13 protein-coding genes are annotated in these 13,388 nt (G+C 53.5%); 11 read left to right on the top strand and 2 right to left on the bottom strand.

The window, feature by feature from the left end; translation table 11 throughout:
• Positions 1 to 124: 124 nt before the first annotated feature.
• From RGB73_RS15605 to RGB73_RS15590, 4 genes are all read left to right on the top strand, one after another.
• Positions 125 to 424, top strand: coding sequence for a hypothetical protein (locus RGB73_RS15605; RefSeq protein ID WP_310763439.1), 300 nt, complete (start codon positions 125 to 127; stop codon positions 422 to 424).
• Between the two features lie 228 nt (positions 425 to 652).
• Positions 653 to 2,281, top strand: a complete 1,629-nt coding sequence (locus RGB73_RS15600) for an AAA family ATPase (protein ID WP_310763438.1) — start codon at positions 653 to 655, stop codon at positions 2,279 to 2,281.
• A 72-nt stretch (positions 2,282 to 2,353) separates the two neighbouring features.
• Positions 2,354 to 2,518: a hypothetical protein gene (locus tag RGB73_RS15595; RefSeq protein WP_310763437.1), complete on the top strand. Its 165-nt coding sequence runs from the start codon at positions 2,354 to 2,356 to the stop codon at positions 2,516 to 2,518.
• A gap of 140 nt (positions 2,519 to 2,658) precedes the next feature.
• Positions 2,659 to 3,255, top strand: a complete 597-nt coding sequence (locus RGB73_RS15590; protein ID WP_310763436.1) for a spore coat protein — start codon at positions 2,659 to 2,661, stop codon at positions 3,253 to 3,255.
• 50 nt (positions 3,256 to 3,305) lie between these two features.
• Here the strand turns inward: RGB73_RS15590 and RGB73_RS15585 are convergent, their stop codons facing one another.
• Together RGB73_RS15585 and RGB73_RS15580 are read right to left on the bottom strand one after the other, a co-directional pair.
• The gene (locus RGB73_RS15585; RefSeq protein WP_310763435.1) at positions 3,306 to 3,659 is read right to left on the bottom strand and encodes a DUF2512 family protein; all 354 of its coding nucleotides are present in this window, start codon (positions 3,657 to 3,659) and stop codon (positions 3,306 to 3,308) included.
• A 496-nt stretch (positions 3,660 to 4,155) separates the two neighbouring features.
• On the bottom strand, positions 4,156 to 5,817 hold the full coding sequence (locus RGB73_RS15580) for a ribonuclease J (protein ID WP_310763434.1): 1,662 nt from the start codon (positions 5,815 to 5,817) through the stop codon (positions 4,156 to 4,158).
• A gap of 196 nt (positions 5,818 to 6,013) precedes the next feature.
• Between RGB73_RS15580 and RGB73_RS15575 the strand changes: the two genes are divergently transcribed.
• From RGB73_RS15575 to RGB73_RS15545, 7 genes are all read left to right on the top strand, one after another.
• Positions 6,014 to 7,030, top strand: a complete 1,017-nt coding sequence (locus tag RGB73_RS15575; protein ID WP_310763433.1) for an NAD-dependent epimerase/dehydratase family protein — start codon at positions 6,014 to 6,016, stop codon at positions 7,028 to 7,030.
• A gap of 1 nt (position 7,031) precedes the next feature.
• On the top strand, positions 7,032 to 8,111 hold the full coding sequence (locus tag RGB73_RS15570) for a dihydrodipicolinate synthase family protein (protein ID WP_310763432.1): 1,080 nt from the start codon (positions 7,032 to 7,034) through the stop codon (positions 8,109 to 8,111).
• A gap of 16 nt (positions 8,112 to 8,127) precedes the next feature.
• Positions 8,128 to 9,357 carry an Nramp family divalent metal transporter gene (locus RGB73_RS15565; protein WP_310763431.1) on the top strand — a complete coding sequence of 410 codons (1,230 nt, stop codon included), beginning with the start codon at positions 8,128 to 8,130 and terminating at the stop codon, positions 9,355 to 9,357.
• 26 nt (positions 9,358 to 9,383) lie between these two features.
• Positions 9,384 to 10,709 (top strand): hypothetical protein, encoded by a 1,326-nt coding sequence (locus RGB73_RS15560; protein WP_310763430.1) that lies wholly within the window; start codon positions 9,384 to 9,386, stop codon positions 10,707 to 10,709.
• Positions 10,710 to 10,791: 82 nt separating this feature from the next.
• Positions 10,792 to 11,871, top strand: a complete 1,080-nt coding sequence (locus RGB73_RS15555; protein WP_310763429.1) for a glycosyl hydrolase family 18 protein — start codon at positions 10,792 to 10,794, stop codon at positions 11,869 to 11,871.
• 148 nt (positions 11,872 to 12,019) lie between these two features.
• Entirely contained in the window at positions 12,020 to 12,667 is a 648-nt protein-coding gene (locus tag RGB73_RS15550) for a nitroreductase family protein (RefSeq protein ID WP_310763428.1), read from the top strand.
• 203 nt (positions 12,668 to 12,870) lie between these two features.
• Positions 12,871 to 13,329, top strand: a complete 459-nt coding sequence (locus RGB73_RS15545; protein ID WP_310763427.1) for a GreA/GreB family elongation factor — start codon at positions 12,871 to 12,873, stop codon at positions 13,327 to 13,329.
• Positions 13,330 to 13,388 lie beyond the last annotated feature (59 nt).

Below are 13,388 nucleotides of genomic sequence, written 5' to 3'. Positions count from 1 at the left end.
CCGAACAGCTTCTCCTGCGGCCAGATATCGGGTCCCTCTCGTTCAGTGCGGGTAAAAAATCCACATTGCTTATCCTCACCTGCGGTTTTCCTGCCGCATAGGATGGAGCAAGGTGGTGATAGGGATGGGCTACTCGTTGGCTGACTGGATGATCTATACCATGTGGGCGATTTTTGGACTCATGATCATCGATTTTCTGATTGTCCTGTTTCGATCGTTTTGGCAGGGCTCCTTTGACCCGGGCTTTGTACTCGGCTATTTGAAGGATGTTTTGTACTATATCCTGCCCTTGAACATGATTGTCTCCATGACAGCGATTGATCCTACCGGGTATACGCTGGTGACGTTCTACTTCATCGGAGGAATCGCGGTCATCATCAAGTACGTCATGGACATCGTCAAGCGCTTTCGATCGCAAGAATAGCTGCCTTCCTGACGGGAAGGCTTTTTTGTACAAGGAAAGTATGGACGGGAGCAAGCGAGCAAGTCATGGACGAAATCAGACATGAAGGGCTTGTCTCTCCGTATATATTGGTAGGGAAACACGGACATCTCTGCCTTGTACCCCGATAAAGGGCGGTTGGAGACAAGGCAGCACGGAGGGTCGTCTCCTCCTACAATAATCCAAATATTTCGCAAAAGGGGTGGTGCCATGAGGAGATATCAGTGGATCAGGTGGCGAAAAATCCTCCTCTGGCTCGTCGTCATCGTCACGCTCGGAATCGTTTTGGTGGCAGGTGGACCTACCTACTGGGCTGTCGCATGGGGGATTGTTACCCTTCTTTTTCAATTGCTCTTTGCCATTTTGTTTGTCATCATCCAGTTCGTCGCGCTCTTCTGGTTTTTGGCACGTGGCCGCACGTATTGGATCTTGCCTGGCGAAACAGGCTCTACGTGGGAAGATTACCGAGGAAACCCCGAAATTGTGGAAAATGCAAAACGGATCGTCACCTTGCTGAAAGGAGTCAAGGAGTTTAAGGAAATGGGCGGGGAAGCCATTCGCGGATTGCTCCTCTGCGGCCCACCGGGAACCGGCAAATCTTATCTGGCGCAAGTCATTGCCAACGAAGCGCAGGTCCCCTTCGCCTACGCCTCCGCACCGAGCTTTCAAAACATGTTCTTTGGCGTGGGCAACCTCAAGGTGATGAGCTTGTATCGAAAAGCGAGGAAGCGGGCAAGCGAATACGGTGCGTGCATTATCTTTATCGACGAGATTGACGCCATCGGGATGAAGCGGCAGGCGGGAGGAATGGGCGGCGGGATGTTTGGAATGGGGGGCGCCGGTTTGTTGAACGAGCTGCTCCTGCAGATGGACCCGCCGAACATCGACAATACCAAAATCGCCAAGCTGCTGCGACTCCTGGGGCTGCGCCGCAAAAAAGCAGAGCGTCCGGCTGTCATGACAATCGCGGCGACCAATCTGCCCGACATCCTCGACTCTGCGCTGCTGAGACCCGGCCGTTTCGATCGTCAGCTCTGGGTCGACGCTCCGGATTATGACGGTCGTGTGGACGTCTTTCAGTACTATTTGAAAAAGGTAAAACGCGATGATACGCTCACTCCCGAAAAAGCGGCGCTGGACACGATCGGCTACAGCCCGGCGCAGATCAAGCACATCGTCAACGAGTCGGTCGTCATCGCGCATCAGCGGGGGGCGCAGGTCGCCAATTACGAAGACTTCCGCGCCGCCATGGAGACGTATGAATGGGGGATCAAGCAGCCTCTTCGCTCGATGAGCGACGAAGAAAAACGCAATGTGGCTTACCACGAGGCAGGCCACGCAGTCGCCCAGTTCATGCTGAAGCCGCATGAAAGAGTCTGGAAGGTCACGATCATTCGCCGGGGCGGAGCGCTCGGACTCGCTGCCACCAAGCCGACGCATGAGAGATACAACCGCAGTGACAGTGAAATTTTGGCAGAGATCCAGGTATGTCTCGCTGCAAGAGCCGTTGAAGAAGAGTTCTTGGGAAAGAAATTGAACGGAGTCACGTCTGATCTGCAAAGGGCAACAGAACTGGCCGGCGCCTATCTCGGAATCGTCGGCATGGGGGATGAGCTGTTCAGCTGGCTCTCGACTGGATCCCGAATCGATGGACTCAAGGCACTTCGGCCGAAAATCAACGAACTGTTGCAACAGCAGATGCAGCAAGTAAAAAAGCTGGTTCTCGACTATGCGGATTTCGTCCACGCTATCGCGGAAGAATTGCTCAAACGCGGGGATTTGACCGGGGAAGAAATCGAAGAGCTCCATTTGCAGCTGTATGGTCACGGAAAGGATTGAGGAATGACTAAGAATCATGACGGGAGACAAACTACCCGTACATCAGCATTTTGCCCCAAGGAGAGATACGAGATGGCGAATGAATCCAAGCAGCAATTGGACAATGAAGAGCTCAAAACACTCGGTACCCATGCGGCAGGCGTCCCCGATCTCTTCGAAACCCGGAAAGCGCAGGAAGGGGAGACAGTAGAGCCTCCAAAACACCCGGGTGGAGCGGGTTCATCGGGAACGTATTGAGACAAAGCATGGCCAGGTTGCTTCTAGCGACCTGGCCATTTTTTGCTTATGGGCCGCGCATGCAATGGGGTATTGGTAGAGGAAAAAGCGGAAATGTTAAACGGGTAAGTGAAAGATTCCACCATATAGGAGGCAATTTCATGATACGGTATGCGGCACACGAATTTTTGGAAACGCAGGAAGCCTTGCGCTCCAAGCACGCGGAAATCGAAATGCACGGCCTGTTTGCCGAAATGGCTCAAGACCCTGCCTTGAAAAATTTGATTCGCAACCATCAGCGGATTATCCTGAATGCTTATCAGCAAGGTGTCAATCTGTTGATGGGAAAAGGCATCAATGTCTCGGCAATGCCGCATATGGCCCAAATGAGAACGGTGGAGCAGCCGACTGTCGGTCTACATCAGCCTCAGATGGCAGCTCCCAATCCGCAGCCGACCCAGCTTTCCGATATGACGATCTCTACGATCATGCTGAATTGGCACAAAGCGGGTTCGGCCGTCGGGATGCTGTGGGCAAGCGAATGCGTCGACCCGCAAGTGAGACAGTATCATATCAATGGAGCCAACATGTGCCAGGAAATGGCCTACGAGACATGGCAGTACATGAACGCGAAAGGGTATTACCAGGCGCCGCAGCTGGCAGACCATACGATGAACACCATGATCAATGCGTTCCAGCAGCCAATGGCCATGACCCAGCAGCAGTCTCCACAACCGCAGCAGCCGGCCTTGTACTAAGCGGGACCATGGACGAACAAAGCCAACCGGTTCCCGGTTGGCTTTGCAAGTTACGACGCTTTCTCTCGTCTCTCATGCCAATCAAATCGCTTGAGAAAAAAGTGAAAGAGCAGCTCCACGACACCCAACACGACGACGGTAAACAGCAGCTTTCCTGCCGTGAAAGACCAGTGCATGAAAGCTGAGACGACCCCCAGATAGATCGCAGCCAAGACGGCATCGGCCAGGGTCGCGACGAGGTTGCCGGAAGTGCGGAGAATCAGCCTGTCTCCGACGAGATAGGCGATGATCGAAAAAACGATCGATGTTACCAGACTGGACCATACGCTCGCCTCGGTAAACCACAAGAGGAAGGGTACCAGAATAATGCCGTTCATCACGACCTTAACCAGGAAACGAACCAAGAGGACAACCCCTTTCCATAGTAGCGTACCATGATAGTATGAATAAACTCCGCGGGATTCATTCGATGACGGGTGCTGCTCCAAAGAAAGACAACAGGTGGATTCAATCGCCGCATACGGGTTGTCTGAACGACTCAAACTAAAATGAGTTTCGAATTCGTATGCTGTGGGAAAGCAGAGGTGTGTTGCGGTGGACAAAAAGAGGACGATACAAGAAGAGAATCAGGAGAACAGGCAAGCACAATCGAAACCGGATGATGGACAAACGGCTTCCAGCCAGGTCGAAAGCTGGGGTTGGACAAATAATGCTGATGCAGGACCACCTGCAAGCAAGCGCTGAAGCAGTTGTCCGTACGGGCAAGAGCCTCCCGATCGAATGGGAGGCTCTTTTCGTTGCTCGCGTCCGAAAAAAAGGAAAACCGCCCTCGAAGGACGGTTGATTCGCATTCGGCAGGCAGGTGAGCGAAGCCGTGTTGGGCTTCTTCTCAATCGCAGCTTACACGTCCATAATGATGGGAAGAATCATCGGCCTGCGCTTGGTTTTCGCATATAAAAACTGGCCGATCGACTCTTTTAGCCCCTGCTTGACACGCCCCCATTGATTGACTCCCTCGCCCTGCAGCTTCAGCAAGGCTTCCAGGCCGACACGGCTCGCTTCCTCCATCAGCCCTTCCGCCTCGGGAGCAAAAACGAACCCGCGGGAGATGAGCTCGGGTCCCAGCAGGATTTTGCCATCTGCTTTGCTCCGCGTAACGACGACCACAAGGATGCCGTCCTGGGACAAGTGTTTCCGGTCGCGCAGAATGACTGTTCCCACATCGCCGATGCCGAAGCCGTCGACGAGCGTGCTTCCCGCCGGTATTTTCCGCTCTTGCTTGGGCACACCGTCCGTAAAGTCGACGACATCCCCGATGTTGACGATAAAGACATCGTCTCGTTCCATCCCGACGGATTCGGCGAGGAGGCGATGCTGATGGAGCATGCGGTACTCGCCGTGGATGGGGATGAAATAGGCGGGCTTCATGAGCGTAAGCATCAGCTTCAGCTCTTCCTGGCTGCCATGGCCGGAAACGTGCATGCCTGTAGCGGAGCCCGATCCGTAGATGACATGTGCGCCCAGTATGAACAAATTGTCCACGATCCGGGAGACATTCTTTTCGTTTCCGGGGATGGGCGACGCGGACAAGATCACTGTATCGCCAGCCTCTACCTTCACGTGGCGGTAATTGGAGGTGGAAAGGCGCGACAAGGCAGCATTCGGCTCGCCCTGGCTGCCCGTGCACAAGATGGCCAGTCGATGGCGGTCGAGCTGATTGGCCTCCTCCGGCTCGACCAGCATGCCCTCCGGCACATGCAAATAGCCCTGCTCAGAGGCAATCCGGACCACATTCACCATACTTCTTCCCAGCAGCATCAGCTTCCGGTTGGTCAGGATCGCCGCATCGATGACTTGCTGCAGACGGTACAAGTTGGAGGCGAAAGTGGACACGAAAACTTTGTGCTTGGCTTTGGCGAAAGCCTCCCGCAGATGGTCGCCTACGTGCTTTTCGGATGGCGTGAATCCCGGCCGTTCCGCGTTGGTGCTTTCCGAGAGCAAAACCAGAACTCCCTTTTTCCCGATTTCTGCCATCCGGTGCAAATCCGGCGATTGTTTATGGACAGGAGTCAGGTCGAATTTAAAATCGCCAGTGTGCACGACGGTTCCCATCGGCGTATCAAACACTACTCCCAGGCAATCAGGGATGCTGTGGTTGGTCTGAAAAAAGCTGATCGTAAATGCGCCGAGATTGACAACGGACTTGGAATCGATCGGAATCCGTTTGGTGTTTTGCAAAAGGCCATGCTCCTTCAGCTTTTCCTCAATCAGTCCGAGTGTGAGCCGCGTTCCATAAATGGGCATGTTGAACTGGCGGAGCACATAAGGAATCCCGCCGATGTGGTCCTCATGACCATGCGTTACGATCAGACCGCGGACCTTCTCAGGGTTTTCCAGCAAATAAGTAATGTCGGGAATGATCAAATCAATCCCCAAGAGACTTTCATCGGGGAACTTCGAGCCGCAGTCAATCAGAACGATATCGTCCCCGTATTGAACGCCGTACATGTTCTTGCCTATTTCGTAGACTCCACCTAAGGAGAAGATCGAAAGTGTACTCATCGATGACGACCCCCATAACCAAGACTCTTCCTAGGATGAGCAGGAAAAGCCTTTCGTTCGCTTGGTAAATAAAGGGGAGCCCGAGTTGCGTATTTAAAGACAGTTAAAAGACTTGTCTCTTCCAACCCCCCCACATACAATAGCGACAGATACACCCTGTTTTTTGACAATTCCGAATACGTTTGGAGGCATTCTCATGAACACGTTACAAGAGCTCGAACAGATCATGACAGACCCGTCTGAGCCGCTGGTGAAAGCGATGGCGGAGCTGGAAGGCGATTTGATGATTCTGGGGGTCGGCGGAAAGATGGGGCCGAGCATGGCCAAACTGGCCAAAAAGGCAATCGACAAAGCTGGACTTTCCAAGAAAGTGATCGGCGTTTCCCGTTTCTCTTCAGGCCCGCTGCGGGCTGAATTGGAAGAGGCTGGAGTTCAGACGATTTCGGCGGATCTGCTGGACGATTCACAGCTGCAGCAGCTGCCGGATACCCCAAACATCATCTTTATGGCCGGACAAAAATTCGGGACGACGGGAAAAGAAGCTTTGACCTGGGCAATGAACACGTACCTGCCTGGGCGAGTAGCCGAAAAGTTTCGCGATTCCCGTATCGTATCCTTTTCGACCGGCAATATTTATCCGCTCTCCCCCATCCATCAAGGCAGTCCTTCCGAGGAAGCGGCGGTCGGTCCGGTAGGCGAATATGCGCAGTCTTGTCTGGGACGGGAGCGTATCTTTACGTACTTCTCCGAAAAATGGGGCATTCCCATGCTGCACTTTCGTTTAAACTACGCCATCGACATGAAGTACGGAGTCCTGTTGGAAATCGCCAGGGCAGTCTACGAAAGGCGGCCGCTCGACCTGTCTATGGGACATGTAAACGTCATCTGGCAGGGAGATGCCAATGAGATGGCTTTGCGTTCCCTTTCATTGTGCAGTACGCCGCCTCGGGTCTTGAATATTACCGGCCCGGAAACTTCATCCGTTCGGTGGCTCGCGGAGCAGTTCGCATCCCGGTTCGGAGTCGATCCCGTGTTCGCGAATCAGGAGCAGGATACAGCCTTGCTCAACAACGCTGCCAAAGCGCATCAGTTGTTCGGATATCCGCGAGTCTCGCTCGGACAAATGATCGACTGGACTGCGAAGTGGGTAATCGCAGGCGGAGAGACGAGCAATAAGCCGACTCACTTTCAGGAAAGAAAGGGGCAATTTTAGCATGGGCGTTCAGCTACGCAAAACGATCCAGGAAAAGCTCCTGGAGGGAGTCGTCATTCCTGCGCATCCGTTGGCGCTTGACCGATCCCGCCGCTTGGATGAACGCAGGCAGCGGGCATTGACCCGCTATTATGCTGCAGCTGGAGCAGGGGGCATAGCGGTAGGTGTGCACACGACGCAATTTGAGATACGGCAGCCGAGCGTGAACCTGCTCGAGACCGTGCTGCGCCTCGCCGTAGAGGAGGTGGAGATGCTCGGCCTTGCGGATTCGTTTATCAAAGTGGCGGGGATATGCGGACCTGTGGAGCAAGCGTTGGCGGAAGCGGAGATGGCCGCAAAGCTCGGCTACGATCTTGGACTGGTCAGCATGGGGGGCCTCGGAGACTTGTCCGAAGCCGATTGTCTCAAGCGGGTGGAGCGAATCGCCAAGGTCATCCCTGTGTTCGGTTTTTACCTGCAGCCAGCAGTCGGCGGCAGAGTGCTGAGCTACTCCTTCTGGCGAGAGTTTGCCGACATCCCGGGCGTCATGGCCATCAAGATGGCGCCGTTTAACCGCTACCAGACCTTGGATGTCGTGAGGGCAGTGTGCAGCTCCGCTCGCGCAGATGAAATCGCTCTGTACACGGGCAACGACGACAACATCGTCGCCGATCTTCTCACCACTTATCGTTTCACCATCGACGGGAGGACAGTAGAGAAAAGCATCGTCGGAGGGCTCCTGGGGCATTGGGCAGTGTGGACGAAAAGTGCGGTCGAGCTTCTGAAACGGGTAAAGGCGGCGAAGGCAAGCGGAGAGGGAATCCTGGAACTGCTTGCGGATGGAGTGGCCGTAACGGATGCCAATGCCGCCTTCTTCGATCCAGCACACGACTTTGCCGGCTGCATACCCGGCATACATGAGGTGCTGCGCAGGCAAGGGCTTCTCGAGGGAAGGTGGTGCCTCGATCCTCTGGAAGAATTGTCAGAGGGTCAAGCCGAAGAGATCGATCGCGTCTATCGAGCGTATCCGGCCTGGAATGACGATGCGTTTGTCAAACAGCATCTCAGCAGCTGGCTATCCGGTAAGCCTACTTCCGTGTAAGAAAGGGGACTTTTTCGTGGAGCAGATCCAAAGCAATGCGCAAACGAAACCAAAATCAGCGTCATGGGTAAAATCGCTGGGGCCGGCCATCATTACCGCCGCCCTGGTAGTCGGGCCAGGGAGTGTCACCTTGACCTCCAAGATGGGAGCTATGTATGGCTACCAGATGCTTTGGGTCATTGTCCTCTCTGTTCTGTTCATGATGAGCTTCACGGAGATGAGCGCCAGGATCGGAATGGCAACGAATCAATCGCTGCTCGCCACGGTCCGGCAAAAATGGGGTAGAGCGGCTTCGATCATTATGGGCCTCGGATGTTTCCTGGTGACCTCTACCTTTCAGGGTGCGAACGTCATCGGGGCCGGTGTCGCTTTGTCCAGTCTGACCGGTCTCTCGGCGAAAGTGTGGGGAATCATTTTTACGCTTCTGGGCATCGGCCTTCTGTTCTACCGCAATTTTTATCGTGTCCTTGAAAGGCTCATGCTGGTATTGGTCGGGATCATGCTTGCCGCGTTCGCCTGCACGGTGCTGCTGGTTCGACCCAGCCTAGGGGGTATTTTAACCGGACTCGTCCCGCAAGTACCCGATGGCTCCGCCATGCTGATCATCGGGCTGGTCGCTACCACCTTTACGGTCGTCGGAGCGCTCTATCAGTCTTATCTCGTTCAGGAGAAAGGCTGGACTGCCATTCACGCAAAAGAAGGGTCTCGGGAAAGCTACACCGGCATCTTTCTGTTGGGACTGATATCAGCGCTCATTATGATCAGCGCGGCAGCGGTCCTTCATCCGCAAGGGATTCAGGTGAATGCCGCGACGGACATGGGAAAGGCGTTGGAGCCTCTGTTTGGGAGCTGGGCGACGCTTGTCTTCATGATCGGCTTGTGGGGAGCCGCGTTCTCCTCCCTTACAGGCAATGCAGCGATCGGCGGCGTCATGTTGGCCGATGCTCTCGGGTTTGGCAGTCAACTGAGCAATCAGGCCGTTCGATACTTTATCATGGCGGTCATGATCCTGGGAGGTCTTGTCGCCATCCTGTTCGGCAAAGTACCCGTACAGCTTATCCTCATCACACAGCCGATTACCATTGTAGTCGTTCCTTTGATCGGGCTGGCCTTGTTCATTTTGGCCAACGACCGGCGGCTGATGGGCGACTTGAAAAATACGCCCGTCAAAAACGGGATCGTGATCTTGGCCCTGATCTTTTTGGTAGTCCTTGCAGGCAAGACGGTAAAGGATCTGTTGCTGTAATACAAGGCTTTCGGGGAGGCGCAGCCATGCAAAATTCCATCAAGATCGGTGTCATCGGGCCGACCATTATCGTCGACAAAATCAGAGAGGTACTGAAGTCATTTCCGAACTTCTCCCCTGTCATTCGAGCGTCCAATGAAATTTTGGACGCTCCTGACTTTGCATCCGAACTCATGGGGCAGGTGGAGGTGTTGTTGTTTTCCGGCTACTATCCCTACAAAATCGCCAAAGAAAGAGTAGACTTCACCGTACCCGCCCATTACATTCCGCTGACGGGCACGGGGCTTTTCCGCTCGCTGTTCCGCATGCACCATCATAAAAAAATGGAGCGGCTCAGCATTGATATGCTGGATAATCGCACGGTAGAGCGCGTATTGGCGGAGGTGGAAGAACCTTTTACAAAGGTCCATCTTTATGAGGGGACCCTGTTCGACCTGGATGAGATGGTCAGGTTTCATCAGGAAAAGTACGAAAACAAAGAGAGCGATGGGGCGTTGACCGGAGTGAAGAAGGTGGCAGAAGCATTGACGAGGCTGCAAATCCCCAACGATTGGGTGGTGCCGACCGTACAAGACATCTCCGTAGCGCTGGAAAGGGCACTGTTGTCGACTGAAAAACGCCGAAACAAAGACTCGCAGATCGTCTTCGGTCTGATTCAGATTGACGATTTTAGCCAGCTTTTGGAAAGAAGCTCATCCGAGCACGCCGTCCAACGCTGGAAGCTGGAAATTCAGCGCTTGCTTCTCGATTACGTGGGTTGCTTGGATGGCCACCTGACGAATCTCGGCGGCGGCGAGTATTTGTTTGTGACCACGCGCGGAATCTTCGAACGAGAAACCCGAGGCTACAAAACGATGCCCATCCTCGCCGAATCGAAAAAGGCGTTGGGTCTCTCTCTCAGTGTAGGTGTCGGATTTGGAAGGTCAGCAAACGAAGCGGGCACGCACGCGAGGCTGGCTCTGCGCCAATCGCGGGAATTCGGGGGAGACATTTGCTTTCTTGTCCGCGAAGATAGGACCGTGATTGGTCCAGTCGAGATGTCTCACCCGATGACCTATGAATTGTCCGTGACGGATGAGCGTTTTTTGGAGCGAGCCCAGAGGGCAGGGATGACGGCAACGTATTTGAGCAAGCTCATGGCACAGGTGACCCGTCTGGGTAAGACGGAGTATACAGCCGCGGAGCTTGCCACGATCCTGGGCGTGACGGTTCGCAGCGCTCACCGGATCTTGCTGCAATGGATGGACGCCGAGCTGGTCGAAATCGTAGGTATCGAGAAAATTTCCGTGAAAGGCCGCCCCCGCCAGATCTACAGGCTGAGTTTTCTCGATGAAGTAGGGATGCTAGCGTGAAGGCGTTTTATGGAAGCGGCCAACGAGAGCAGAGGGCGGGGTAACTTCCCCGATGGGTTGGACAAACTAAGGGAGCGAATTCATGTCAGAAAGGATTGTGCTTGTGAGAAAACGGATCGCATCCCTTACTCTCTTCGCTTTGCTCGGGCTTTGCGCGTGCGGAAGGTCCGCCTATCCTCCGCAACAGGCGTCGCCCCAGACACATGACACGATCTTGGAAAATGACAAAAAGCAAATTGTCATGGGATGGAATGCTTTTGGAACGACCGATAGTTACATCCAGCTGAATAGTCCCACCCCGCAAATGAATGTCGTGTCTCCGCGCTGGTTCACCCTGAATGCAGAGAGCCTCGTTTCGGGGGAAGTGGATACCCGTTATGTGGAGTGGGCGCATCAATCCGGGAGAAAAGTGTGGGCTTTTTTTGGAAATCAGTTCAACGCCGAACTGACGGATTCATTGATCGGCAACCCGGACAACCATAAAAAAATCGCCAAGCTTCTCGCAGAGAAAATGGTCCCTGCCAAGGTCGACGGACTCAATGTCGATTTTGAAAACATCGACCCCAAAAACAAGGACGATTTCGTCGGCTTTATCAAGGCGCTGAAGAAGACGTTGTCCCCCCATGGCATCGTCCTTTCCGTGGATGTGACCAGGGAGAATCCGGATCCGTACTGGTCGGGCAGCTATGACCGCAAAGAGCTGGGCAAGGCAGCTGACTACATCGTGATGATGGGTTACGATGAAGACCTGGGCGGAGGGGAGAGAGTCGGTTCCGTCGCCTCGCTCGACTGGGTGGAAGAAGGCTTGCAGCTCCTGCTCAAGGAAGTGCCGTCGCGGAAAGTGATTCTGGCGGTTCCTTTCTATACGAGGGAATGGGTCACCAATCTGCAAACAAACGTATCCACCCGGTTCGACCGCAGCATGGTGGAGACCGAGCAGCTGCTGGCCCAAAGAAACCTGAAAAAGAAGTGGGACGACAAAGCGAAGCAAAACTACGTCGAGTTTGTCGAAAACGGGGAAAAGCATCAGATCTGGATCGAGGATGAAATGTCCATGAAGAATCGCCTGGATCTGGTGAACAAATACAAGCTGAAAGGGACTGCTGCTTGGTACATCGGGCAGGAAGACCCCGGTATATGGCAAGTCTTTCAGCTTCAATGAACAGGAAGCGCCGGGTGTTGCAAGGATTCCCCGGTGCTTTTTCGCGTTCATTGAATGTTTCGGGGGGGGGAGCGATAGAGTAGTTTCGCCATTCGCTAGTTTTACGTTATAATGGTAATCGTGTAAATAAACAAAAGGAGCACATTACATGGATTTTCACGCACTAAAAGATATTATTCACGGAAGAAGAAGCGTACGCAAATTTACCGAACAGGAAGTAACGATTGAGGACATCAACGACATCATCGATTGCGCTCGCTACGCACCCAGCGACACCAACTCGCAAACATGGGAGTTTATTGTCATCACCAACAAGGAAAAAATCAAGACGATCGAGCAGCTGACCTGGGATGCTTTGCATGAAAAGGCGGCCGAGGCCACTGAACGAGGATTTGAAAAGGAAGCGAAGCTGCTGGTTCGTTCCTTTGGTCCTTACGCCACTGCCTTTTCCGATGCACCCGTCCTGATCATTTGCCTAGCGACGCCGTACCAGTCGAAATTCCGCGAAAAAATCTTCGAGCCGATCCAGCTGGTGAATGAATCGGTATGGGAAGAGGAAGGTATCAAGAGCAGCTGTCTGGCTACGCAAAACCTGATGCTGGCTGCGTACGCCAAAGGACTGGGCACTTGCCCGATGACCGGACCTGTTTTGCTGGCCGCAGATAAAATCAGGGACTTCCTGCATATCCCGGCCGATAAGCAAATGAACATGGTGATCGCGCTCGGACATCCTCAAGATGTTCCGAAAAAGCTGCCTCGCAAAGAGGTCAGTGAAATTACGACGTATATCCAATAACCAAGATCGGAAAACCTCATCTGCATGGATGAGGTTTTCTTATGCTCTTCGATTGCATCCACAGCATGGAAACAAAGGGGAATTCCTGATAAAATGGTGAGAAGTCCCTTAAGGGGGCTATTTTTCTAAGGAGGAATCGCAGATGAAAGACGTCGTGTCGATCAAACGCTTGGCTGGACAGCAAACGGGGGGTGACATCTACTATGAACCATAGAATTATGGGCGCTACCCGTCAACAGTTGATTCAGCAGCTTGTCTTTTTTGATGAACAATATTCCCTCTTTTTTGATCATTATGTCCGCGACTACGGAAGAGAAAAACAGATTGTCGATGCTTTGGTCAGACGGTACCGGGAGACGCTGGAGGAGCTCTTGGCCAAGGACGACGGAGCTCTGTCCCAATCCTTGCAAAACGTAACGCTGCTGGGAAGCAGTGTGCGGGTGCACTTTGAAGAAGATGGCTACGAGGAGTTATTCACTGTGGTCTTTCCCACGGAAATTGATCCCGATCAAAATCGAATATCCTTCTTGTCTCCCATCGGCAGGCAGTTGCTGTTGACGGCGCCACGCGACATGCTCGTACTGGAGAGCCCTGTCGGAAAGCAGCAGGTGCAGATTGGAGAGGTGAGATACACATATACAGGTGGTTTTTCCAGTCCGTAACGGAAAATCCTGCTTCGATAGGAAAGGCGCTGACATCGAGTCGGTGCCTTTTCTCTTTG

Origin of the sequence: Brevibacillus brevis (assembly GCF_031583145.1) — a bacterium.
GTDB lineage: Bacteria > Bacillota > Bacilli > Brevibacillales > Brevibacillaceae > Brevibacillus > Brevibacillus brevis_E.
Note: the sequence above shows the minus strand (reverse complement) of the source record. Positions and strands in the feature narration are given on the sequence as shown.

Coding starts and splice junctions, on each gene's coding strand:
- RGB73_RS15580 (WP_310763434.1), bottom strand. CDS start 5,817: ATGAGTACACTTTCGATCTTCTCCTTAGGTGGAGTCTACGAAATAGGC.
- RGB73_RS15570 (WP_310763432.1), top strand. CDS start 7,032: ATGGGCGTTCAGCTACGCAAAACGATCCAGGAAAAGCTCCTGGAGGGA.
- RGB73_RS15560 (WP_310763430.1), top strand. CDS start 9,384: ATGCAAAATTCCATCAAGATCGGTGTCATCGGGCCGACCATTATCGTC.
- RGB73_RS15545 (WP_310763427.1), top strand. CDS start 12,871: ATGAACCATAGAATTATGGGCGCTACCCGTCAACAGTTGATTCAGCAG.
- RGB73_RS15600 (WP_310763438.1), top strand. CDS start 653: ATGAGGAGATATCAGTGGATCAGGTGGCGAAAAATCCTCCTCTGGCTC.
- RGB73_RS15575 (WP_310763433.1), top strand. CDS start 6,014: ATGAACACGTTACAAGAGCTCGAACAGATCATGACAGACCCGTCTGAG.
- RGB73_RS15605 (WP_310763439.1), top strand. CDS start 125: ATGGGCTACTCGTTGGCTGACTGGATGATCTATACCATGTGGGCGATT.
- RGB73_RS15590 (WP_310763436.1), top strand. CDS start 2,659: ATGATACGGTATGCGGCACACGAATTTTTGGAAACGCAGGAAGCCTTG.
- RGB73_RS15595 (WP_310763437.1), top strand. CDS start 2,354: ATGGCGAATGAATCCAAGCAGCAATTGGACAATGAAGAGCTCAAAACA.
- RGB73_RS15550 (WP_310763428.1), top strand. CDS start 12,020: ATGGATTTTCACGCACTAAAAGATATTATTCACGGAAGAAGAAGCGTA.
- RGB73_RS15555 (WP_310763429.1), top strand. CDS start 10,792: ATGTCAGAAAGGATTGTGCTTGTGAGAAAACGGATCGCATCCCTTACT.